General features: G+C 42.5%; 20 protein-coding genes. 6 read left to right on the top strand and 14 right to left on the bottom strand.

The features are described from left to right. Positions 1-8: 8 nt before the first annotated feature. The 9 genes from relA to pyrR all read right to left on the bottom strand — a co-directional run bounded on the left by relA (position 9) and on the right by pyrR (position 9,991). Positions 9-2,234, bottom strand: coding sequence for a GTP diphosphokinase (gene relA, locus ACTG7X_RS09285; RefSeq protein ID WP_439258194.1), 2,226 nt, complete (start codon positions 2,232-2,234; stop codon positions 9-11). 9 nt (positions 2,235-2,243) lie between these two features. Continuing rightward, complete coding sequence (rlmD, locus tag ACTG7X_RS09280; protein ID WP_439258193.1) at positions 2,244-3,566, bottom strand: 23S rRNA (uracil(1939)-C(5))-methyltransferase RlmD; 1,323 nt, start codon at positions 3,564-3,566, stop codon at positions 2,244-2,246. 1 nt (position 3,567) lies between these two features. Continuing rightward, complete coding sequence (gene recO, locus ACTG7X_RS09275) at positions 3,568-4,278, bottom strand: DNA repair protein RecO (protein WP_439258215.1); 711 nt, start codon at positions 4,276-4,278, stop codon at positions 3,568-3,570. Between the two features lie 176 nt (positions 4,279-4,454). Then, positions 4,455-5,372, bottom strand: a complete 918-nt coding sequence (locus tag ACTG7X_RS09270; RefSeq protein ID WP_439258192.1) for a pseudouridine-5'-phosphate glycosidase — start codon at positions 5,370-5,372, stop codon at positions 4,455-4,457. Then, on the bottom strand, positions 5,369-6,454 hold the full coding sequence (locus ACTG7X_RS09265; RefSeq protein WP_439258191.1) for a PfkB family carbohydrate kinase: 1,086 nt from the start codon (positions 6,452-6,454) through the stop codon (positions 5,369-5,371). Before ACTG7X_RS09265 ends, ACTG7X_RS09270 begins: the two co-directional genes overlap by 4 nt. A 121-nt stretch (positions 6,455-6,575) precedes the next feature. Continuing rightward, the gene (gene apaH / locus ACTG7X_RS09260) at positions 6,576-7,394 is read right to left on the bottom strand and encodes a bis(5'-nucleosyl)-tetraphosphatase (symmetrical) ApaH (RefSeq protein ID WP_439258190.1); all 819 of its coding nucleotides are present in this window, start codon (positions 7,392-7,394) and stop codon (positions 6,576-6,578) included. A 121-nt stretch (positions 7,395-7,515) separates the two neighbouring features. Continuing rightward, a complete protein-coding gene (rsmA, locus tag ACTG7X_RS09255) occupies positions 7,516-8,373 on the bottom strand; it encodes a 16S rRNA (adenine(1518)-N(6)/adenine(1519)-N(6))-dimethyltransferase RsmA (protein WP_439258189.1) in 858 nt (285 codons plus the stop codon). Between the two features lie 63 nt (positions 8,374-8,436). Further along, positions 8,437-9,384 carry a peptidylprolyl isomerase gene (locus ACTG7X_RS09250; RefSeq protein WP_439258188.1) on the bottom strand — a complete coding sequence of 316 codons (948 nt, stop codon included), beginning with the start codon at positions 9,382-9,384 and terminating at the stop codon, positions 8,437-8,439. A gap of 70 nt (positions 9,385-9,454) precedes the next feature. Next, complete coding sequence (gene pyrR / locus ACTG7X_RS09245; protein WP_439258187.1) at positions 9,455-9,991, bottom strand: bifunctional pyr operon transcriptional regulator/uracil phosphoribosyltransferase PyrR; 537 nt, start codon at positions 9,989-9,991, stop codon at positions 9,455-9,457. 135 nt (positions 9,992-10,126) lie between these two features. On the opposite strand from pyrR, the gene rdgB reads away from it, so the two are divergent. The 4 genes from rdgB (at position 10,127) to serA (ending at position 13,942) form a co-directional block, all read left to right on the top strand. Next, entirely contained in the window at positions 10,127-10,726 is a 600-nt protein-coding gene (gene rdgB, locus ACTG7X_RS09240) for an RdgB/HAM1 family non-canonical purine NTP pyrophosphatase (RefSeq protein ID WP_439258186.1), read from the top strand. After that, positions 10,726-11,880: a radical SAM family heme chaperone HemW gene (hemW, locus tag ACTG7X_RS09235; RefSeq protein WP_439258185.1), complete on the top strand. Its 1,155-nt coding sequence runs from the start codon at positions 10,726-10,728 to the stop codon at positions 11,878-11,880. The genes rdgB and hemW overlap by 1 nt, the downstream gene beginning before the upstream one ends. Positions 11,881-11,993: 113 nt before the next feature. Beyond that, complete coding sequence (gene rpiA, locus ACTG7X_RS09230; RefSeq protein ID WP_439258184.1) at positions 11,994-12,653, top strand: ribose-5-phosphate isomerase RpiA; 660 nt, start codon at positions 11,994-11,996, stop codon at positions 12,651-12,653. A gap of 56 nt (positions 12,654-12,709) precedes the next feature. After that, complete coding sequence (gene serA, locus ACTG7X_RS09225) at positions 12,710-13,942, top strand: phosphoglycerate dehydrogenase (protein ID WP_439258183.1); 1,233 nt, start codon at positions 12,710-12,712, stop codon at positions 13,940-13,942. A gap of 59 nt (positions 13,943-14,001) precedes the next feature. Here serA and hda read toward each other — a convergent pair whose 3' ends face one another. The 3 genes from hda to upp form a co-directional block, all read right to left on the bottom strand. Further along, positions 14,002-14,694 (bottom strand): DnaA inactivator Hda, encoded by a 693-nt coding sequence (gene hda / locus ACTG7X_RS09220; protein WP_439258182.1) that lies wholly within the window; start codon positions 14,692-14,694, stop codon positions 14,002-14,004. 51 nt (positions 14,695-14,745) lie between these two features. After that, on the bottom strand, positions 14,746-15,987 hold the full coding sequence (locus ACTG7X_RS09215; RefSeq protein ID WP_439258181.1) for a nucleobase:cation symporter-2 family protein: 1,242 nt from the start codon (positions 15,985-15,987) through the stop codon (positions 14,746-14,748). Positions 15,988-16,078: 91 nt separating this feature from the next. Further along, a complete protein-coding gene (gene upp, locus ACTG7X_RS09210) occupies positions 16,079-16,705 on the bottom strand; it encodes a uracil phosphoribosyltransferase (protein WP_439258180.1) in 627 nt (208 codons plus the stop codon). Between the two features lie 179 nt (positions 16,706-16,884). Here upp and ACTG7X_RS09205 point away from each other — a divergent pair, with 179 nt between their 5' ends. Both ACTG7X_RS09205 and cpxA read left to right on the top strand, forming a co-directional pair. After that, positions 16,885-17,595: a response regulator gene (locus tag ACTG7X_RS09205; RefSeq protein ID WP_439258179.1), complete on the top strand. Its 711-nt coding sequence runs from the start codon at positions 16,885-16,887 to the stop codon at positions 17,593-17,595. Positions 17,596-17,625: 30 nt separating this feature from the next. Continuing rightward, positions 17,626-19,011: an envelope stress sensor histidine kinase CpxA gene (cpxA, locus tag ACTG7X_RS09200; protein ID WP_439258178.1), complete on the top strand. Its 1,386-nt coding sequence runs from the start codon at positions 17,626-17,628 to the stop codon at positions 19,009-19,011. 39 nt (positions 19,012-19,050) lie between these two features. Here cpxA and ACTG7X_RS09195 read toward each other — a convergent pair whose 3' ends face one another. Further along, positions 19,051-20,373, bottom strand: coding sequence for an MFS transporter (locus ACTG7X_RS09195; RefSeq protein WP_439258177.1), 1,323 nt, complete (start codon positions 20,371-20,373; stop codon positions 19,051-19,053). A gap of 30 nt (positions 20,374-20,403) precedes the next feature. Beyond that, positions 20,404-22,875, bottom strand: coding sequence for a glycerol-3-phosphate 1-O-acyltransferase PlsB (plsB, locus tag ACTG7X_RS09190; protein ID WP_439258176.1), 2,472 nt, complete (start codon positions 22,873-22,875; stop codon positions 20,404-20,406). Between the last annotated feature and the right edge of the window lie 54 nt (positions 22,876-22,929).

Below are 22,929 nucleotides of genomic sequence, written 5' to 3'. Positions count from 1 at the left end.
TTTCTCTTTTAAATACGTTTTACATCAATCACATCATCAAGCTGTGCAAGGCGAGCAATCACTTTGCTAAGCATTTCAACGTGACTTAATTCTAATTCTAAATCAAGGGTGGCAAGCTGGCGTTTTTTGTCGGTGCGAGTGGATACGCCGCTGACATTGATTTTATCATTGGCAAGCACGGTGGTAATATCACGCAGTAAACCGTTGCGATCACTTGCCATAACCCGAATATTAATGCTGAAACTGCCTTTTAATTCTTTGCCCCAACTGGTATCAATCACCCGTTCTTCATTGGCTAAACGGAGCTTTTTCAGCTGTTCACAATCGGCACGGTGAATAGAAATGCCTCGCCCTTGCGTGATATAACCCACAATTTCATCCCCTGGGATCGGTTGGCAACAGCGTGCAATATGGTGCATTAAATTACCGACACCATTCACCACCACATAACCTTCGGATTTTTGTTGAGTATTGACCGCACTTTTTTGGTTATTTTTTTGGCTAACATGTTTTAAGATTTCTTCGTCAGCTTGCTCCGCTGTTGGCTTAATCAATTTGCCTTGCAAGAAATTAATCAGTTGGTGCAATTTAATATCACCATTGCCCAAACCATTATATAAATCGTCTAATTGTTTCAAATTATAACGTGGCAAGGCATATTGTTCTGCCTGTTTTAGGGTGATGTTTAAGCGGTTAAGTTCCGCTTCTAACATCTCTTTACCCAACGGAATATTTTTATCCCGATCGAGTTTTTTAAACCACGCCATAATTTTGGAGCGGGCTTTGGCGGTGTGGGTAAAGCCTGAGTTTGGATTCAACCAATCTCGGCTCGGATTGGGATTCTTCTGGGTGATAATTTCCAGCTGATCGCCCATTTGCAATTGATAAGTGAACGGCACAATCCGCCCAGCCACTTTCGCTCCAATGCAGCGGTGTCCCACATCACTATGAATGGCGTAGGCAAAATCCAACGGTGTCGAACCCATTGGCAAATCCACCACTTCGCCTTTTGGGGTGAACACATACACACGGTCGTCAAACACTTGCGTCCGCATTTCTTCCAGCATTTCGCCGCTGTCCACAATATCCGCTTGCCACGCTAACAGTTTGCGTAACCACGAAATTTTTTCTTCGTAGGCGGACATCGATCCTGTGGTGCCTTCCTTGTATTTCCAGTGAGCCGCAACGCCAAGTTCCGCATCATTGTGCATTTGATGGGTGCGGATTTGCACTTCAATGGGTTTATCACCTTCGCCTAACACCACGGTGTGAATAGACTGATAACCATTCGGTTTTGGATTGGCAATGTAATCATCAAACTGTTCGGGCAAATGGCGATAATGGGTATGCACCACGCCCAGTGCGGTGTAACAATCTTGCAAATTTTGCACCAAAATCCGCACCGCCCGAATGTCGTACAGGCCTTCAAACGCCAGATGTTTTTTCTGCATTTTCCGCCAAATGCTGTAAATATGCTTCGGTCGTCCGTACACATCCACCATATCAATGGTTTCGTGCAAATAGCCCGATAGCTGGGTGACAAAATCCTGAATGTATTGCTCACGATCTAAACGGCGTTCGCCCAGTTTATGGGCGATAATCCGATATTGCTCCGTTTGCAAATTGCGGAAACAATAATCTTCCAATTCCCATTTCAACTGCCCGATCCCCAACCGATTGGCAAGGGGAGCATAAATATTGCTACATTCTTTGGCAGCGGCGATTTTTTCCGCTTTGGAATAGCGTTTATCCGCATCACGCAAATAGGTAATACGCTCGGCTAACTTGATGATCACACAGCGGAAATCGTCCACCATTGCCAGCAGCATACGGCGGATATTGTCAATTTGCAGATTATTATCGGATTGGTTGGCGTTGAGTTGGCGGATGTTGTTCATCTCCAACACGCCTTTGACTAATTTACTGATTTTGCTACCAAAATCTTCTTTGACTTGCTCTAGCGTAACAATTTTGGCGTGAACCACTGGGAATAACATTGCAGCAAGCAAAGTGTCGCCATCCATATTCAAACTGTGCAGAATTTCCACCATTTCCACGCCATCACGCAGATACCAATGGCTATTTAAGAAAAGCTGTTCCGCATTGGCTCGGGCGTATTGCCACGCCTTAGTGAGATCCTGTTCAATTTGCTCCGGCAAATCTAAATTTTCACACCAGTGGTGAATATTAAAATCCTTCGGATTTAATAAATGAGAACCACGCACCGCAACCATAATCTTTCCTTATTTTTTCTCAAACAGCGAGATACTTTCCAAATGTCCTGTGTGGGGAAACATATCAATCATCGCTACTTTACGCAAGCGGTAGCCCGATTGCAACAGTTTTTCGGCATCTCGTACCAAGGTGGCAGGATTGCACGAAATATAGAGTATTTTTTCCGCTTGCAACTGACACAGCCCATCAATGGCAAACGCCGCACCGCTACGGGGCGGATCGAGCAAAATTTTATTAAACAGCACCGTCGCCCAAGGCTGATTTAAAAACGGCTGATCCAAATTACCTTGCTCAAATTGGACATTCTGACAGCCATTTTGTTCCGCATTTTTACGCGCTTTCGCCACCATTTCCGCCACACCTTCCACACCAACAACAGTCTGCACTAACTGGCTGATCGGCAAGGTGAAATTGCCCATTCCACAAAATAAATCTAACACATTATCGCTGGATTCCAGCGCCAACCAATCCAACGCCGTTGCCACCATTTGCTGATTTAAGGCTCGGTTAATTTGAATAAAATCCCGAATATCAAACTGGAGCGACAATTCCCCCAAGCGATAAAACGGCGGTTCGCCAAAGACCTGCTGAATTTGCTCATCATCTTGCACAAACAGCATTAACTGCTCTTGTTTCGCAAACGCCAACAACAAAGTGCGGTCTTTTTCGCTTAAGTTTTGGCGATGTCGTAACAACATTGCCACGCCATTATCGGCGGCGGTTAATTCAATATGCCCGAGTAATTTGGGTTGAGAAAACTGATTTAACAGGGTTCGCAGTTTTGGCAACAAGCGATCTAAGGCTGGCTCCAACACATCACATTGCAAAACATTGACAATTTGCACCGCACTTTTTTGCCGAAAGCCCATTTCCAGCTGTTTCGTTTTTGGATTCACATTCAAACTCAACCGCACCCGACGACGATATTGCCAACCTTCGCCCACGATCATTGGCATAAATTCAATACCTTGTGGCTGTAATTTCGCCAGCCGTGAAAACAACGCTTGCTGTTTGGCAAGCCGTTGCATTTCCAACGGAATATGCTGACTTTGACAGCCCCCACAGGCTTGATACACAGCACATTGTGGCGATTGGCGTTCAGGATTGGCACGCAAAATGTTGGTCGCCACCGCTCGTCCATATTGGCGTTTTTCTTCGACTACTCGAACTTGCACGGTTTCATCAGGCAAGGCATTTTCCACAAACCACGTCTTGCCCTGCTGTTTCGCTACGCCCAAGCCTTGATAATCCAAGGATTGAATATCAAGGGTTAAGTGCGGTGTTTTTTCTTGCGGTTTTGGGGTTTTGGGTTGCGTGTAAAATAATGCCATACTAGTTCAAATACAAAATCTGTTGCGAAAATAATTCCCGACTTTTCAGCGGTTTATTGCCTAAATAGGGTTTCAATGCCATTCGGGTAAAGCGTTTGGCGGCTTTTAAAACGTCGGGATCATCAAAAATCAACTGCTCAAAGGCTAACAAATCCCGTCCGTAAAAGGTTTGGTTGTTTTTAATCAAGGACGCAATAAAGCCTTTTTCTTCCCGATATTGATAGGTCATTGTGCTGTCCACGGGTAAGCCTGAACCTGCACAATGCCCGAAATCCACGCCATAACCTAAAATTTGCAATAATTGAAATTCAAAGGTGCGTAACGCAGGCTCGACATTTTCCGCTTGAGCCAATGCCATTAAACATTGTAAATAATACTGGAATAACAACGGATTAGGCGTTTCCTGCTCCAGCACTCGACACAGCAATTCATTCACATAAAAGCCACTAAACAACGCCGTTTGTTGCAACGGTAAAGCAATCGCAGCGGGTTCGGCTTTGGTTAAGGTTTTCAACTCGCCTTTCCCCGACCAACGCAACAACAAGGGCGTAAACGGCTGTAACACGCCTTTCCACGCCGACTGTTTCCGTCTTGCCCCCTTTGCCAACACCGTCAACCGCCCTGTTTCTTCGGTGAATAAATCCACTAACAGACTGGTTTCACTGTACGCTCGGCGGTGTAATACAAAGCCCCGTTGCCAATTTTCGATAATGTATTCTCCGTTGAAAAATCGCCATTGAAAATATTGGCGTATTTTAGCAGAAATTTAGGGGAATGGATTGGAGTTTTTGAAGGGAGAATAAAATCACCACGTTAACATAGTGATTTTATTCATGGTATGACATGTTCAGCCAAATCAATACATGCGTTCACAATCTCAAGTATTGTTTATTGCAATGTGGCAAACTCCCTTGCAATATGGCTTGCCAGTTTGGCATTATTGAGCACTAAATTAATATTAGAATGTAGACTATCTCCACCGGTTAATTCCGCTACTCGAGCAAGAAGGAATGGGGTGCTTTGTTTGCCGTGAATACCTTGTTGTTCCAATTCTTGCAGCGCTTGTTCTATGGCGACATTAATGACATTTTCTGGCATTTCAAATTCCGTTGGAATTGGGTTGGCAATCACTAAACCGCCATTTAATCCGAGATCCCATTTAGCTTGCATAGCTTGTGCAATTTGCTCAGGGGAATCCAATTTAATACTGACCTCAAAGTTGCTGCGGCTGGTGTAAAAAGCGGGTAATTGTTGGGTTTGATAGCCAATGAGTGGCACGCCAAAGGTTTCTAAATATTCGGTGGTCAAGCCTAAATCCAAAATGGATTTTGCCCCAGCACAAATTACCGCTACATTGGTATGCGCCAATTCTTGTAAATCGGCAGAAATATCAAAGCTATGTTCCGCACCACGGTGAACGCCACCGATACCGCCGGTGGCAAAGACTTTAATGCCCGCTAGAGCAGCTACAATCATGGTCGCGGCCACCGTGGTCGCACCATGTTTTTTGGCTGCGACAATAAAGGGTAAATCGCGACGGCTGACTTTGGCAACGTTTTGCCCTTCTTTGCCTAAAATTTCGATTTCATCGCGACTTAATCCGGCTTTTAGTCGTCCATGAATAATCGCAATGGTGGCTGGAATAGCCCCGTTATCTCGAATGACTTGTTCCACTTTTAATGCAGTTTCGACATTCTGCGGATAAGGCATGCCGTGGGAAATAATGGTGGATTCTAATGCAACGACAGGTTTACCTTGTGCGAGTGCGTCGGCCACTTCAGGGGCGATATCAAGAAATTTATTCATTGTTGGGTCTCCAATAATTTTTGAACACTATCATCTGATAGGTTGGGATTGTTAGTAAATTCAGAACTTAATGCTAGTGAGGAACAGGCTTGGGCGTAGTGAATAGATTCAGGAAAATCTTTATTGTCTAAATAACAACAAGCAAGTCCCGCCATCATGGCATCACCCGCGCCAGTGACATTAATGATATTGGTTTTAAACGCGGGAACCATGCCTGAATTGCCTTCTTTCTCACTGTAAAATACGCCGTCGGCGCCGAGGCTCACCACTAAGCGTTGTAAGCCGTGTTGATGGAACCAATGCGCCACCGCATTTAAATTTTTAGGTTGTTCAATTTTAATACCACTTAATACTTCTGCTTCCAAACGATTGGGTTTTAGCGTATGAATTTTATGTAAATAGGATTTAATTTTGCTCGCTTTAAATGTCGAAACAGGATCAACAAAAATAGGTTGATTGCAATTATTAAAAATCCAAGCTAAGGTTTTCTCGGATAAATTGCAGTCGAGTACAACCACATCAGAATGCTGAATAAATTCCAGTCGACTGGATAATAAGGCCGGTGTTAAACGGTCTAAAATTCCCATATCATTGATCGCCACCACCATTTCACCAGAATGATCGTGTAGAGAAAGATAAGTTGAGGTAGTTTCTCCGCTTAGTTGATAACAGCGCTCCACTTTCACCCCCGCGAGGCGTGTGGTTTCCAATACGGTTGCGCCATAGGGGTCATCACCTACCACAGAAATCAAATGTGATTCTTGCCCAAGCATGGCAATATTTTGAGCAATATTCCGCGCCACCCCGCCAGCACTACATTTAATCTTACCTAGATTGGAATCATGTAAACGCAGTGTGAGAGCGGCTGTTCCGGCAATATCCATATTGGTTCCACCAAGGGTCACAATGCGTTTATTGGGCGCGAGAATATAACCTTTCCCACGAATTTTCCCCTTGTTGGTGAGATTCATAATGTATCCTGCCACACTAGAACGCGTTAACCCGAGTGTTTCTGCAATTTCATTTTGTTGTAAAAAAGGGTTTTGGCTAAGTAAAGCGAGAATCTGTTGTTCTTTCGTCATACAAACACCTGTTAATTATTTAACATTTGTTTATATATTCTACTTTGTAAATTAAAAATCAATCAGTTTTTATTGAAATTGTGAGCTGGATCACAAAATAATATCAATATTTTATCCGAGATTATTTCTTCCCCAAACTCCCTTGCACAAAATACCGCTGATCTTCCCAACGTAACAACGTCATTCGATTACCCCATGCACAACCTGTATCTAAGGCATAAATATTACTCGGTGTCGGTGTGTCCACAAGGCTTGCCCAATGTCCAAAAATAATATTTTCGGTTTGGAATAATGGATTATCGCATTGATACCATGCCATTAATTCGGTTGGAGCTTGATCTAACGGCACTTTACAATCAAAATCCAAACGATGATCCGCATAGCAGAAACGCATACGGGTAAACACATTAATAATGTAACGTAAACGATCAATACCCGTTAATTCAGACGACCAACGATCAGGATTGCTATCATACATTTGTTTGAGTAAATCAGCGTAGTGGTCGGATTGTAAAACCGCTTCGACTTCTTTAGCACATTGTTGAGCCGTGTTCAAATCCCAGTCAGGCGAAATACCTGCGTGAACGAGGGTAAAATTCAATTTTTTATGGTGAATAAACAAGGGTTGATGACGTAGCCAATCCATTAATTCAGCAAAATCAGGGGCAGCAAAGATGGCATCTACTTTATCTCGAGCTTTGACTTTTTTAATCCCCAGTGCGGTGGAAAGTAAATGTAAATCATGATTGCCTAATACCGTATGACCACGTTGTCCTAAAGATTTAGCAAAGCGTAAACATTCAAGGGATTTATCACCACGAGCAACCAGATCACCGGTGAAATAAAGTTCATCTTGCGTGGCATCAAATTGAGCTTGTTGCAACAAAAGTTGCAATTCATCATAGCAACCGTGTAAGTCGCCGACAAGGTAAGTTGACATTTTTTATTCCTTTACTGCCTCTCCCAGTGGGAGAGGAGGGAGAAAATCCAACGGATTTTCGGGAGGTGAGGGTGTAAATTGACCCTCACCCTAACCCTCTCCCAAAGGGGGAGGGGATTGATTATATTTCATCAATAATTTCTATTTTTTCTTCCACTGGTGGATTATCATATAACCAGTTGGCTAATCTGGCATAATCCGCAATACTCAAATTTTCTGCACGCGCATTTAAATCCACCCCAAGTGCGGTGAGATTTTCCGCAGAAAATAGCGTTGATAAGGCATTACGCAAGGTTTTACGGCGTTGATTAAAGGCTTGACTGGTCACACGATTTAACCAATACAGATCTTTCACTGGATGTGGCAAATTATGATGGGGAATTAACCGTACCACTGCGGAATCCACTTTCGGTGCGGGTTTGAATGCCGTTGGTGGCACTTCTAATACTGGCATCACTTGGCAAAAATATTGTGCCATAATCGTCAGACGTCCATAAGCCTTGCTATTGGGGGCTGCACACAAGCGTTTGACCACTTCTTTTTGTAACATAAAGTGCATGTCTTGGATTTTGTCGTGGAATTTGAATAGGTGAAACATTAACGGTGTCGAGATATTGTAGGGTAAATTACCAAATACCCGTAATTTTTGCCCTTTCTCCGCCAGTTTTTCATCATCATACAATTTGCCAAAATCAAATTGCATCGCATCGGTTTCAATCACCTTTAATTTTTGATGTAAAAAAGGATGATGGCGTAAGCGTTCTGCGAGGTCTCGGTCTAATTCGACGACGGTTAACTGATCTACTTGCTCACCGACAGGTTCGGTTAATGCCCCTAAGCCGGGTCCAATTTCTACCAGATATTGATCTTTTTGCGGATAAATGGCGGAAACAATGCCTTGAATCACATTGTCATCATGTAAAAAGTTTTGCCCGAAGCGTTTTCGTGCGGTATGGCCTAAATGTCGTTTTGAATTCATGAGTTATCTATTATTGACAGTAAAATAAAAAAGGTGGGCGATGGCCCACCTCAGACAAATGGTTTATTTAACAAGATATTGAATATTCGCCCCTTTACGCAAGGCTTTTACCCAGTCTTTGGATTCTTCTTGTAGTTGTTGATTGACTAAAGTTTCATAGGCTTTTTGGTGGAATGTATTTTCACTCGCCTGACCTTGTTTGCTGTCGGTCACTTCTAAAATATGCCAACCAAATTCCGTTTTAAATGGCGTCGTAATCGTGCCTTTTTTCGCTGTTGTCACTTGTTTTGCAAACTCTGGGACATAATTATCGGCTGGCGCAAACCCTAAATCACCGCCATTGGCGCCAGACAGATAATCTTTTGAATAATCTTTGGCGGCGGCCTCAAAGGTGGTTTTACCCGCAACGATATCGGCACGAATTTGACTTAATTTGGCTTTGGCTTGTGTATCATTTAACAACGGATTGAGTTTCAATAAAATATGACGTACTTTGTAATGCGTGGTGGTTAAGACCTTTTCATTGCCACTTTGTTTGGCTTGTTCCCACATTTTGTGGCTCAAGGCTTCCACTTCTTCGCGGCTGACATCAATATATTTCCCAATACTACGATTACGCACTTCCGACATTAAAATCTGATTAGCAATATTATTACGGAATTGTTGTAATGACATGCCTTGGTAATCTAGTGCGTCTAATAATTGGCCATAGGTTAAACCATTTTGTGCCGCAATGTTTTGTACAATTTGATCCACTTGAGCGGGATTGACTTTAACACCCGATTCTTTAATGGCTTTCTGCACCAAGATATCATCAATAATGCTATCTAAGGCCTTGCTACGGTTGGTTTCGTTGTTTGCTTTGCCGCCTAATGCTTGTCTCACTTGGCTTTCTAGAATAGGGTTGCCATCCACGGTGGCGACAACTTGCTCAACCGCTTGCGCATGGGTTGAGAACGCTAATACACTGATCGCAACAAGGAAAATTGATTTTAAAGCATGAAATTTCATAGTTATCCGTTCATGAAAGTTAATTAAATACAACCTGTTAGAGTATAGGTTGGGTAAAAAGTTCCCATCCTTATTTTGACAGCAAAGCCACATTGTAGCAACTGTCAAATTTCATGGTACGCACTTGCACTTTTTCCTGACGGCTGGTCGGCACATTTTTACCCACATAATCCGCTCGAATTGGCAATTCACGGTGGCCACGATCCACTAAAATCACTAATTCAACTTTGGCAGCCCGTCCAAAATCCACTAAGGCATCCAAGGCGGCTCGAATAGTACGGCCAGTGAACAGCACGTCATCCACCAAAATCACCGTTTTATTTTGAATGTTAATATAATCGGATGATCCTTTATAGACGGGAATTTGGCTCGGTTCTGCATATTCTAAATCATCACGATAGAACGTAATATCTAAATCAAACGCAGGCAGTTCTTGCTCGGTTAAATCGTGAATTTTACGTTTAATCAGTTCGGCAATTTCAGCGCCACGACGTTTAATCCCGACGATAATTAATTCATTCAGATCGGCATGTTTTTCGATGATTTCATGGGAAATACGCGAAATGGTACGCATAAATTGGTCTTCATCAATAATGATCTTTTCCATAAAAATTCCTACTGTCAAATTTGCTACTACTATAACAAAAATTCTGCGAAAAATAACCGCACTTTGATGAAAAAATCTTTATAATAGCGAAAAAAGCACCAAATTCATGGCCATCAATGGCGTTGAGGAGAAAAAATGAAACAAAAAGTCGTACTGGCAACCGGTAATCAAGGCAAAGTCAAGGAAATGTCAGATGTTTTGGCGGATTTCGGTTTTGAGGTGATCGCCCAAACAGAATTGGGCATTGAAAGCCCCGAAGAAACAGGCTTAACTTTTGTAGAAAATGCCTTACTAAAAGCCCGTTATGCGGCGAAATTATCGGGTTTACCCGCCATTGCGGACGATAGCGGATTAGTCGTCGCTGCCTTAAATGGCGAACCTGGTTTATATTCTTCTCGTTATGCGGGGGTAGACGGTGAACAGGCCGATAAGTTAAATCGTCAGAAATTATTACAAAAATTAGCCGATGTTCCCACCGAACAACGTCAAGCCAAATTCGTCAGTTGCATTGTGTTATTACAACACGAAACCGATCCAAGCCCGATTATTGCGGAGGGGGAATGTTTCGGGCAAATTGATTTTGTGGAAAAAGGATCAAACGGTTTTGGCTATGACAGCTTATTTTTTAGTCCAGAAAAAAATTGTACTTTTGCGGAATTAGATCCGGCTGAGAAGAAAAAAATCTCCCATCGAGCCAAAGCCTTAGCCGTATTAAAAATGAAATTACAAAAATAATGACCGCACTTTGTTTACCCCCATTAAGTTTATATGTACATATTCCTTGGTGTGTCCAAAAATGCCCTTATTGTGATTTTAATTCCCATGCACAAAAGAGCGAAATGCCAGAAAGGGAATATGTACAACATCTGTTAACCGATTTACAACAAGATCTTGAACGTTTGAAAGACAGCGTGCAGGATCGTTGTTTACATTCCATTTTTATTGGTGGTGGCACACCGAGCCTATTTTGTGCGAAAAGTATTCATCAATTATTACAGGGGATTGAGCAACAGATCCCCTTTTCACCGGCTATTGAAATCACCTTAGAGGCCAACCCTGGCACCGCCGAGGCAGAGCGTTTTAAGGGTTATGTCAAAGCAGGTGTAACACGCATTTCAATGGGCATTCAAAGTTTTAACGATGAAAAATTACAAGCGTTAGGACGTATTCACAATGCAGACGAAGCCAAAACCGCGGTGCAATTTGCCAAAGATTCTGGGTTAAAAAGTTTTAATTTAGATTTAATGCACGGTTTGCCGAATCAGACCTTGCCACAAGCCTTAGATGATTTACGCCAAGCGATTGCCTTAAATCCACCGCATTTATCTTGGTATCAGCTCACCATTGAACCCAATACGATGTTCGCCTATCGCCCACCACGTTTGCCAGATGATGACGAACTTTGGGATATTTTTGAACAAGGACATCAATTATTGACCGAAGCAGGTTATCAACAATATGAAACCTCAGCCTATGCCAAACCAGATTTCCAATGTCAGCATAATTTAAATTATTGGCGTTTCGGTGATTATTTGGCGATTGGTTGTGGCGCCCATGGCAAAATGAGTTTTACCACAGGTGAAATCTTGCGTTACAGTAAAACCAAACACCCCAAAGGCTATATGCGTGGTGAATATTTATATGAACAAAAAAACGTTCCCGAAATTGACCGCGGTTTTGAATTTTTCATGAATCGTTTTCGCTTGTTGGAGGCGGTGCCGAAAAGAGAATTTGAGCAGTTTACAGGGCTACCGCAAAGTGCGGTGCAAAAACAGATAGATTTTGCGATTAAACAAGGTTATGTACAAGAAACTTACGAGCATTGGCAAATCACCCAACATGGTAAGTTGTTTTTAAATGAATTATTGGAATTATTTTTGCCAGATTGATATGAATGGTTTTATCACTGGCTATGCAATAATTTCCTGTATGATTAGCTTGTCTATCTCGCTTTTTAGTATTAAAGTGTAGCAATCGTTTTACCAAAAACTAAGGATTAAAAATGGATCAACTCGAACTGAAAAAACAAGCAGCGAAAGCAGCTTTGCAATTTGTGAAACCTGATATGATCGTGGGCGTGGGGAGCGGTTCCACGGTGAACTGTTTTATTGATGTACTTGGCAGCATGGCTGACCAAATTAAAGGTGCCGTAGCCGCATCAAAAGCCTCCGAAGAATTATTACGTCAGCAAGGCATTGAAGTGTTCAGTGCCAATGATGTATCGAGCTTAGATATTTATGTGGACGGTGCGGATGAAATTAATCCACAAAAAATGATGATTAAAGGCGGTGGTGCGGCGTTAACTCGTGAAAAAATTGTAGCATCATTGGCGAAGAATTTTATTTGTATTGTGGATAGTTCAAAACAAGTTGACGTGTTAGGTTCAACCTTTCCTTTGCCTGTGGAAGTGATTCCCATGGCACGTTCTCAAGTGGCACGTAAATTGGTCGCTTTAGGTGGCTCACCAGAATGGCGTGAAAATGTGATTACAGATAATGGCAATGTCATTTTAGATGTCCATAATTTTAAAATCCTGAATCCAGTAGAAATGGAGAAAACATTAAACAATGTGGCGGGTGTGGTGACGAACGGTATTTTTGCGTTAAATGCGGCAAATACTGTAATTATTGGCACGCCAGAGGGTGCGAAAATTATTAAATAAAGCACCGCACTTTTTCTTTCATTTATTAAAAACACAACATCATTAGGAAGGCAAATATGACAAACAAAGTGTCTTTAGACAAATCAAAAATTAAGTTCTTATTGCTAGAGGGTGTGCATCAAAATGCGTTAGATATTTTGAAATCCTCTGGTTACACTAATATTGAATACCACAAAAAAGCCCTTGAACCTGACGAACTGAAAAAAGCGATTAAAGATGCCCATTTTGTGGGATTACGTTCTCGCACCAATCTCACCGCTGATATTATTGCCGAGGCCAAGAAATTGATTGCGGTGGGTTGTTTCTGTATTGGCACCAACCAAGTGGATTTAAAGGCGGCGAAAGCCCGTGGGATTCCAGTATTTAACGCACCTTTCTCAAATACACGTTCCGTAGCGGAATTAGTATTAGGCGAAATCCTATTATTAATGCGTAATATTCCAACCGCCAACGCACAGGTTCACCGTGGCGAATGGAATAAAAGTGCGGTGGGTTCTCGAGAAGTGCGTGGCAAACGCTTGGGTATTGTGGGTTATGGCCATATTGGTTCGCAATTAAGTATTATTGCGGAGTCCTTAGGTATGAATGTATTTTTCTATGATGTGGAAACCAAATTACCGTTAGGGAATGCTCAACAAATTTCATCACTAGAAGAATTATTAAGCACCAGTGATATTGTGTCATTGCACGTGCCTGAATTGCCATCCACCAAAAACTTAATGAATGCGGAACGCATTGCACAATTAAAGAAAGGCTGTATTTTTATTAACGCAGCTCGTGGTACGGTGGTGGACATTGACGCCTTGGCCAAAGCCTTAGAACAAGGTCATATTCGTGGTGCGGCCATTGATGTGTTCCCAGAAGAACCGGCCTCCGCTGATGAAGTATTTGAGTCGCCATTACGTCAATTTGATAATGTGATTTTAACCCCCCATATCGGTGGCTCAACCACGGAAGCACAAGAAAATATTGGGACGGAAGTCGCCAGTAAATTTGTTAAATATTCCGATAACGGTTCAACCCTTTCTTCGGTGAATTTCCCCGAAGTGTCTTTACCAGAGCATACTGGCACCAAACGTCTATTACATATTCACCACAATAAACCGGGTGTGTTAAATAAAATCAACCAAATTTTTGTGGAAGGAAATATCAACATTGCCGCTCAATATTTACAAACCGATCCGCAAATTGGTTATGTGGTGATTGACGTGGAAACCGAAAATACCGAGGGTTTATTAACTAAACTCAAAGCTATTGATGGCACTATTCGGGCGAGAGTATTGTTCTAAATTTGATAAGAAAAATGCCGCAGTTTTGTCACAAAATGCGGTGTTTTTTTATGCGTTTTTTACAACCCCAAAATCTCTTTCACAAAGGGAATCGTTAATTTGCGTTGGGCTTGTAATGAGGCCTTATCTAATTTTGCGACGGCTGTAAATAAGCTGTGCATATCTCTATCTAAACGTTTGATTAAGAAATTTGCGGTATCTTCGGGTAACTCAATGCCAAGCTGATGGGCGTTTTGCTGTAAGGCTTGGATTTTTTGCGTTTCGTTGAGTGGGTGAAGTTGATAGATTTCGCCCCAACGTAAACGTGAGGCAAGATCGGGTAATTTCACGGGGAGTGAAGTAGGGGATTGATCGCTACTAATCAGTAAAAGTGCGGTGCCTTTTTCTTTGATTCGGTTAAATAAGTCAAAAATAGCCAGTTCCCAGTCGTGATGACCTATCACGGCTTGTAAATCGTCGAGGCAAATGACATCTTGTTGTTCAAGATTGTCTAAAACTGCGGTGGAAAAATAGGCGTATTTGCTTAACGGCACATAAATACTGCGACGATTTTCGGCCAGAATATAATTGGTCACGGCTTTGAGTAAATGGCTTTTGCCACTGCCAGCGGTTCCCCAAATATAAAAGAATGATTGTTGTAATTGTTGGAAATTTTTGTGCAACGAGTTGAGCAACAAGAGGTTATTGTCGCCGTAGAAATTATCTAGGGTTTCATCATCAAGATGATGAATGGGGAGCGAAAGTTGTTGCACAAAAAATCCTATCAATTTCCCTCTCCTGTTGGGAGAGGGATAGGGTGAGGGTTATTCTTCGATTTTATTCTCTGCTTTTGGTAACACCAAGTTAAGAATAATGGCCACGATAGCACATAAGCTGATACCTTTGACCGAAAGTTCGCCCACGTTGACGAACATACCGCCGATACCAAAACTCATGACCACGGAAATAATACACAAATTACGAGCCTCTGTCACATCCACTTTAGCACGGATTAAGGTGCTCATTCCCACCACGGCAATAGAACCGAACACCAACATCATAATACCGCCCATGACGATGGTTGGAATGGTGGAAAGGAATGCGCCTACTTTGCCACAGAATGAAATAGCAATGGCCCAAACGGCTGCCCACGTCATAATGGTTGGATTGAAGTTGCGAGTTAACATCACGGCACCGGTGACTTCTGCATAGGTGGTATTTGGTGGGCCACCTAATAATGAAGCGGCAGATGTAGCAATACCATCCCCCAATAACGTGCGGTGTAATCCCGGTTTTTTTAGGAAATCTTTGCCCGTCACAGAGCTAATCGCCATAATACCGCCCACGTGTTCAACTGCCGGTGCAATGGCAATCGGGAGTAAGTATAAAATGGCCTCCAGTTTAAATTCTGGTGTGGTGATTTGAGGTAAGCTGAACCAAGCGGCGTCATATACCGGTTGGAAATCAATTAAGCCTAAGCATAAGCATAAAATATAACCAACTGCGATACCGAACATAATCGGAATCAGTTTCATAATCCCTTTGGAGAACACGGCGACACATAGCGTCGTGAGCAAGGTGACTAAAGACACTAATACGGCCAAGTCATATTCATAAACTTGCGTCACACCATCTGGTTTACCCACGGCCATATTTACTGCGGTGGGTGCAAGCCCCATACCAATAATGATGATCACTGGCCCCACGACTACTGGAGGGAAAATGCGCTCTAAAATACCCGCCCCCCGTAATTTTACCAAGGTACTTAAGGCAACATAAACTAACCCAGTACAAGCCAAGCCGCCCATTGTCACGGCAATGCCCCAAGTTTGTACGCCGTATTGAATGGGGGCGATAAACGCAAAGGAGGAGGCGAGGAAGATCGGGACTTGTTTACCAGTGCAAAGTTGGAATAATAATGTCCCTAACCCTGCGGTTAACAGTGCAGTATTCGCATTTAAGCCAGTGATTAATGGCACAAGAACCAAGGCACCAAAGGCAACGAATAACATTTGTAAGCCCACAAAGGCTTGTTTGGTTTTACTTTGAATTTCAGGAGTTGTCATAGTTTTTTACTTCAATAAGCGGCCAAAGCTCACTGACCTTGCACCGCGGTTGCAGAAAAATGCCCTTGATAAACATCAAAGGCATCAGGATTTATTTCGTTCCAAAAATCTTATCACCTGCGTCACCCAAACCTGGGATAATGTAACCATGTTCATTTAAATGGTCATCAATGGAGGCAGTGTATAATTCAATATCAGGGTGAGCTTGTTCTAAGGCTTTCAAGCCTTCAGGTGCGGCGACTAATACCAACACTTTAATTTGTTGACAGCCTTTTTGTTTTAATAAATCAATGGTGGCAATCATGGATCCACCAGTGGCTAACATCGGGTCAACCACGATAGCTAAACGTTCTTCTAAATCACTGGCGAGTTTTTGGAAATACGGCACAGGCTCTAAGGTTTCTTCATTACGGTACATACCGACCACGCTAATTCTGGCACTTGGAATATGTTCTAACACACCGTCCATCATGCCTAAACCGGCACGCAAAATCGGTACCACGGTGACTTTTTTACCTTTAATTCTATCGACCTTAACTGGACCGCACCAACCGTCAATGGTGACTTTTTCCACTTCTAAATCGGCGGTGGCTTCATAAGTTAACAGGCTCCCTACTTCGGTGGCTAATTCACGAAAGTGTTTGGTGCTGACGTCAGCCATACGCATTAAGCCTAATTTATGTTTGACTAAAGGGTGTTTTACTTCGACGATTTTCATAGGAGATCCTTACTTAAAATTTAAGAGAGAATTGCAGTAGATAAATTTCGTGGATTTTAAAATATTTTTAACCAAATTAACAGCAGTATTTTGTATTTTAGGTTTCTTTTTTAGCTGAAAATAGATTAGAATTGGGTATGTTTGAGAAAGTGGTGCGGTATAACGTTGGAGAGAGGCCTATGTCTTTATTATTAGTGGATGATGACCAAGATATTCGTTCTTTATTGGTGGATTTGTTGTCTTTGGAGGGATTCCAAGTCGACGAGGCCGAAAATGGCAAAGTGGCCTTGGAAAAATTGGCGGAAAATACCTATCGTTTGATTTTATTGGATGTGATGATGCCTGTAATGGACGGCATTACGGCGTTAAAAGAAATTCGTCAACGTTATAATACGCCGGTGTTGATGTTAACCGCACGAGGTGATGACTTGGATCGTATTCAGGGATTGGAATTAGGCGCGGATGATTATTTGGCGAAACCCTTTAATGACCGTGAGTTGATTGCGCGGATTAAAGCCATTTTACGACGTACGGATGCGAAAGCGACATTAGGTTCACAACATATTATTAATTTCGAGGGGTTAGTGTTAAACACCGCCACGAAACAAGCCAATTATCAAGGCCATTCTTTAGATTTAACCACCACCGAATTCGGTTGTTTAGAATTGATCATTGCCCGCGTTAATCAAGCGGTGAGCAAAGACGATTTAAGCATGAAAGTGTTAGGGAAAACCCTTTCGCCCTTTGACCGTTCTATTGATATGCACATGTCCAATTTACGTAAAAAATTACCCCCAAGAGAAAATGGTGATGTTTGGTTTAAAACCTTGCGTGGACGGGGCTATGCCATGTTGTCAAACGAATATGCGGGGGGGGGGGTAATTCTATGATTTATAAAGAAAAATTAAACTGGTGGGATGATGATCAAAGCCACATTTAACTCTCTTGCAGTTAAAATTTTCGCATTATTCTGGTTTATTTTTGCCTTGTTGCTGATTTCTGCGCTGTTTATTCCACAATTAGATACGCGTCTGTATGTGCCGTTAACCACAAAAGAAGTGAATAAATATCACCAAGATATTATAAATGCGGTGCGTTTACAGCAATTTTCGCGCTTGCTCGTCACACCCGAGGCGTTTGTGGAAGAAAAATTGAATATTCCTCGGCCGGTGTTGGTGGATGAAGCGCAGAAAATTATCGGTGCCAGAGAAAATGAAATCGGCTATATTCGCGATTTTATGAAATATTCGACGGATGTATTGCGCCCACAACGCAAGACTTTTTATGATTTGTCGATAGTAGGGCCGTTTAGTGTGCATTTGAATGCCGACGATCAACAATATTCCTATTTTGCTTATTTTATCACCTATGTGGATCCGCAAAAGGAAATTGCTAACTATATTTTTGACCGTCCCTTTTTGTTATTGCTGATATTAATGTTGGTCTCCACACCGATTTTGGCATGGTTGGCATATAGTTTAACCCTGCCGATTCGTCGCTTACAACGGGCAGCCAATTTAGTCGCTGCGGGGGATTTTAATGTTAATAAAGAATTGGAAGATACCAGTGTGCTAGAGTTGCGCCAAGTGGGACGCAGTTTCAATCAAATGTCGCAGTCATTGGCGGATCTGATTTATACGCAACGGCGGATGATGTCCATGGCTTCACATGAACTACGCACGCCACTGACCCGCTTACAATTGGCTGCGGGGTTGATTCGCCGTAAAACAGGGGACAGCAAGGAGCTGCAACGGATTGAGAATGAAACCCAACGGTTAAATCTCATGGTGAACGATTTATTGGCAATTTCTGCCGCGCAAGTAAAAAATAATGTGTATCGTGAATGTATTCATCTTCCCGATATTTGGCAAGAGGTATTAGAAGATGCGACCTTTGAAGCGCAAGAATTGAACATTAAAATGAAGGTGAACCAACAGATTAAGTCCCCTGAAAAATATCAAATTTATGGGAATATGGAGGGGTTATCGAGTGCTTTGGAAAATGTCATACGAAACGCACTGAAATATACCCATTCATTGATCGAATTGACATTTTCTATCACTAAAGAAGATGTTTTCATTGCGGTTGAAGATAATGGTGAGGGATTGCCTCCGACGGAATATGAACGGATTTTTGCGCCGTTTTATCGGGTAGACGAATACCGCACCCAACAAAAAACGGGCACTGGATTAGGTTTAGCGATAGTGTACAGCACGGTGCAAGCGCACCAAGGTAAAGTCTGGGCAGAAAAAAGTCCATTGGGTGGTCTGCGAGTGGTGATCAGATTGCCATTATGGCAAGAGTAAATAAAGCAATCTCCCCGCTCATGGCGGGGAGATTTGAGTTTAAAGGGCTTGAATTTTACTTGGACGTTTTAAGAAAAATAACGCCACCACGGCAATGAGTAGCACAAAACCGACCGCAATATACAGGCTTTGTTTTTGCCAACCTAAATCTAATAACGAACCCGCAATGGTCGGTGCCAGAATCGATCCCACACGTCCCATACCAATCGACCAACCCACACCGGTACTACGAATATCCGCCGCATAAATATTCGGGTTGAGCGTATATAAACCGCTGATACAGCCATTCATCAATGCACCCACCAATACACCAAACACCATGGCTAACCATAAAATAGCAGAGGAGAAAATAAAGATAATAATGGCGCAAGAGGAAAGCACCGTAAATAACATTAACACATGACGGGCAGACCAACGACTCGCCAATAAGCCATAACATAAGGAGCCAATGGTGCCACCAATAGAAATCATCATGCCGACCACAATACTGGCATTTTCCGTCATGCCCGCCTCTTTTAATAGGGCTGGCGTCCAAGAACTGACGAAATAGAAACTGAACATAATGGCGAAGAAAGCCGTCCAAATTAACAACGTCGAACGCAAATATTGGGCGTTAAATAATTGCGAAATAGGCAATTTTTTCACCGCACTTTGACCATCTTGTGGTACGGTTTGCATTGGCAATGGCCAATCTTTGCCTAAGCCCATTTTTTGCGTAATTTTGTTTAACCGTTGTTGCGCATTGTGCGGTTGTTTATTTAACAGAAAATCAATGGATTCAGGCAACCATGCCAATAAAATCACAAAGCATAAACCTGTTAAAGCCGCACCGGCTAAATACACCGCACGCCAACCGTACACATCTTGCAAACCGACAGCAAAAAAGCCCCCTAACACGGCGCCTACACCAAAGCCCGCCGCATACACGCTGATGGCGAAACTCCGCCATTTGCGAGAGGAGTATTCACTGGTTAATACGTTGGTGCCAACTAAAATACCGCCTACGCCTAAGCCGGTGAGTAAGCGCCAACCGAATAGGGCGTCATGATGGCTAATAAAGGCAGATCCCAACATTCCCAAGGCGGATAAGCCAATGGCAATCAGTAATAACGGACGACGGCCGATTTTATCCGCCAGTGGGGCCAAAAATAAGGAGCCGGCGGTCATTCCAATTAATCCCGCACTCATTAAATACCCGAGTTGCACGCCAGATAAGGCAAATTCGGCTTTAATGGAGGAGGCAGTAAAGGCTAGCGCCAATACATCAAAGCCATCTAATAAGTTCATAATGGCGGCCATAGCCACAATAGCCCATTGGTAGCCAGACATGGGGCTTTGGTCGATCTTTTCTCGTAAATTCATAGGGTTCCTTAAAGGGATAATAAAAAATAATTATACGTTATCTTCGGTTTTATCTTCTGGCGCCACCTCGTTGCTGGTGGTTTCTTCCGCTTTTTCCACCGCACTTTGAATGGTCAAGTTAATCTCAGCTGAAATCAAACGGGTGAAAATATCCGATAATTGTTGTAATTTAGTCAAATCTGCTTGGCCATTTTCATCAAAATAACCGTTTGTTTTCAAGCTATTAATAAAACCAGAGAACACGGCTTTATCAAAAAATTCTGGCGCATTAATACCATGTAATACCGATAAACGTTGTGCCACCGATTGGCTTTCTTTTTCCAAACTTGCACGAGACATGCTCGGATCGTTACACAGCAAGCTCACCGCAATTTGATAACGTTGCAAAATCTCACGCATACCGGCCGACCACAGTTGTAAACCACGCACTTTTGGTCGGTTGATACTGAGCAAGCTATCGTTGCATTTGATTAATTCTTGGCGGGCTAATTCGGTAATGACACTTTCAATGCGTTGATTCAGTTCTTCGTTACTAAAATGTAAAAATAACTCGGCACGTAAGAATGGATAAATTTTATTCACCGCATCAATGACCAAATCTTTTTGGGTAGCCTCATAATGCAACACAATGCTCGCCACTAAAGACGGTAACACAAATAAATGTTGGATATTGTTGCGATAGTAGGTCATTAATACCGCTGAATTACGTTCTAAACGGATAATTTCCCCGAAATTATCTTTTTCCGTTAACACGCCGACACGATCTAAACTTAACACGTGATTAAGCATATCTTCTGGCGTTTCCGTTGGAATAATCACATCTTGTGAATATGGCGTATTTTGTAATAATTGTTGATAGCTTTCCAACTGCTCCAATAATTGCTCACGGGATAGCGCACGTTGGCGTGAGGACAACAAGGCGGTGCCGGTTAAGTTCATGGCGTTAACGGCGGCGGCGTTATTAATGTTCACCATTACTTGATTGGCTACTTGATCCACCGCTTGATTAAACCAACTTGGGCGTTCTTCTTGGAGGCTTTGTCTCCATTCTGGATAATGTTGCGTGAGGTAGCTATTGAGTGAAATCGGTTCGCCAAAGTTTACGTAACCTTTGCCAAGATTGCGTAATTTTTTAATCACACGCAACACTAAGCCGGCGTTTTCTTTCTCTTTGGCGGCGCCACGCAATTCTTTGGCATAGGTGTCCACTTCTAACACGTGTTCATAACCCACATACACTGGCACCAAGGAAATCGGGCGAGTTTGGCCTTGTTGTAAGGCTTGCAAGGTCATGGACACCATGCCAGTTTTCGGTGCTAATAAGCGACCTGTACGTGAACGACCGCCCTCAATAAAGAATTCCACGGCATAACCACGGTGGAACAATTCCGCTAAATATTCACGGAACAGCGTAGAATAGAGGCGATTGCCTTTGAACGTACGGCGAATAAAGAATGCCCCGCCACGACGGAATAAGCCACCCACCGGCCAGAAATTAAGGTTAATCCCAGCGGCAATATGCGGTGTCACTAAGCCTTGATGATACAGCACATAAGACAGCAATAAATAGTCAATATGGCTACGGTGGCAAGGAATATACACAATTTCATGCCCCTCTAAGGCCAGTTTACGCACTCGGTCGGCATGTTGAACATCAATGCCTTGATACAGTTTATTCCATAACCAACGTAAAAAACGGTCGGCAATACGCAAACTTTCATAGCTCACATTGGCAGCAATTTCATCCAGAATTTTTTGCGCCTCTTGGGTGGCTTTTTCATGGCTTATTTTTTTAGCGGTGGCCTCATCATCAATGGCTTGCAAAATGGTTGGAGATTGCAATAGTTTTTTGAACATGGCTTGACGATTCGGTAAGCGAGGACCCGCCGCAGAAATACGCTGTTTGGCAAAGTGCATTTTCGCTACACGAGCCAATTTTTGAGCGATTTTTTCATCCGAACCATGTTCATCCACCATATAACGTAGTGACACTGCTTGCGAGAAACGCACAAAGGTATCACGGCCAAACCATAACACGGTAAAGGTTTTTTGAATGCCATTGAGTAAGCGCAATTTCGGCAAGCCATTTTTATCTTCTTGCCCTGGTGAACGCCCCCATAACACGGAAACGGGCACCACTTGCACATTTAACTCCGGCAAACTGCGGTGTAATTCTAAGTAGTTATAGAATACTTTTTCCGTTTCTTTTTTGGCACCCTTAGATTTAAAGAAACTATGTCCCTCATCTAAAAATACATAACGAGGTAGTTTTTCACCGTTGATTTCATTGGGTTGCAACGGATCGGGCAACCCCACATTTAAACAGTTACGTTGAAAAATCACTAAATCTGTTTGTGAGGTATAAGGCAGAACATAAACAAAGGGTTGATTGATATCCAATTCCAATTCTTCTATGGGATGATGTGGAATAGAATTGTTTTTGACCAATAATGATAAAGGGAACGCTAAAATTTTACGGTAGAGATTGGCTAAAGTTGACATTGAAAAATCCTTTGGTTTTATCAAATTAGCGCTAGTTTATCATAGCTTAATGAT

This window comes from Lonepinella sp. BR2271, from assembly GCF_051851515.1.
In the GTDB taxonomy this organism is placed as follows: Bacteria; Pseudomonadota; Gammaproteobacteria; order Enterobacterales; family Pasteurellaceae; genus Lonepinella.
The sequence above is the reverse complement of the archived record's forward strand: the minus strand, read 5'-3'. Positions and strand labels throughout refer to the sequence as shown.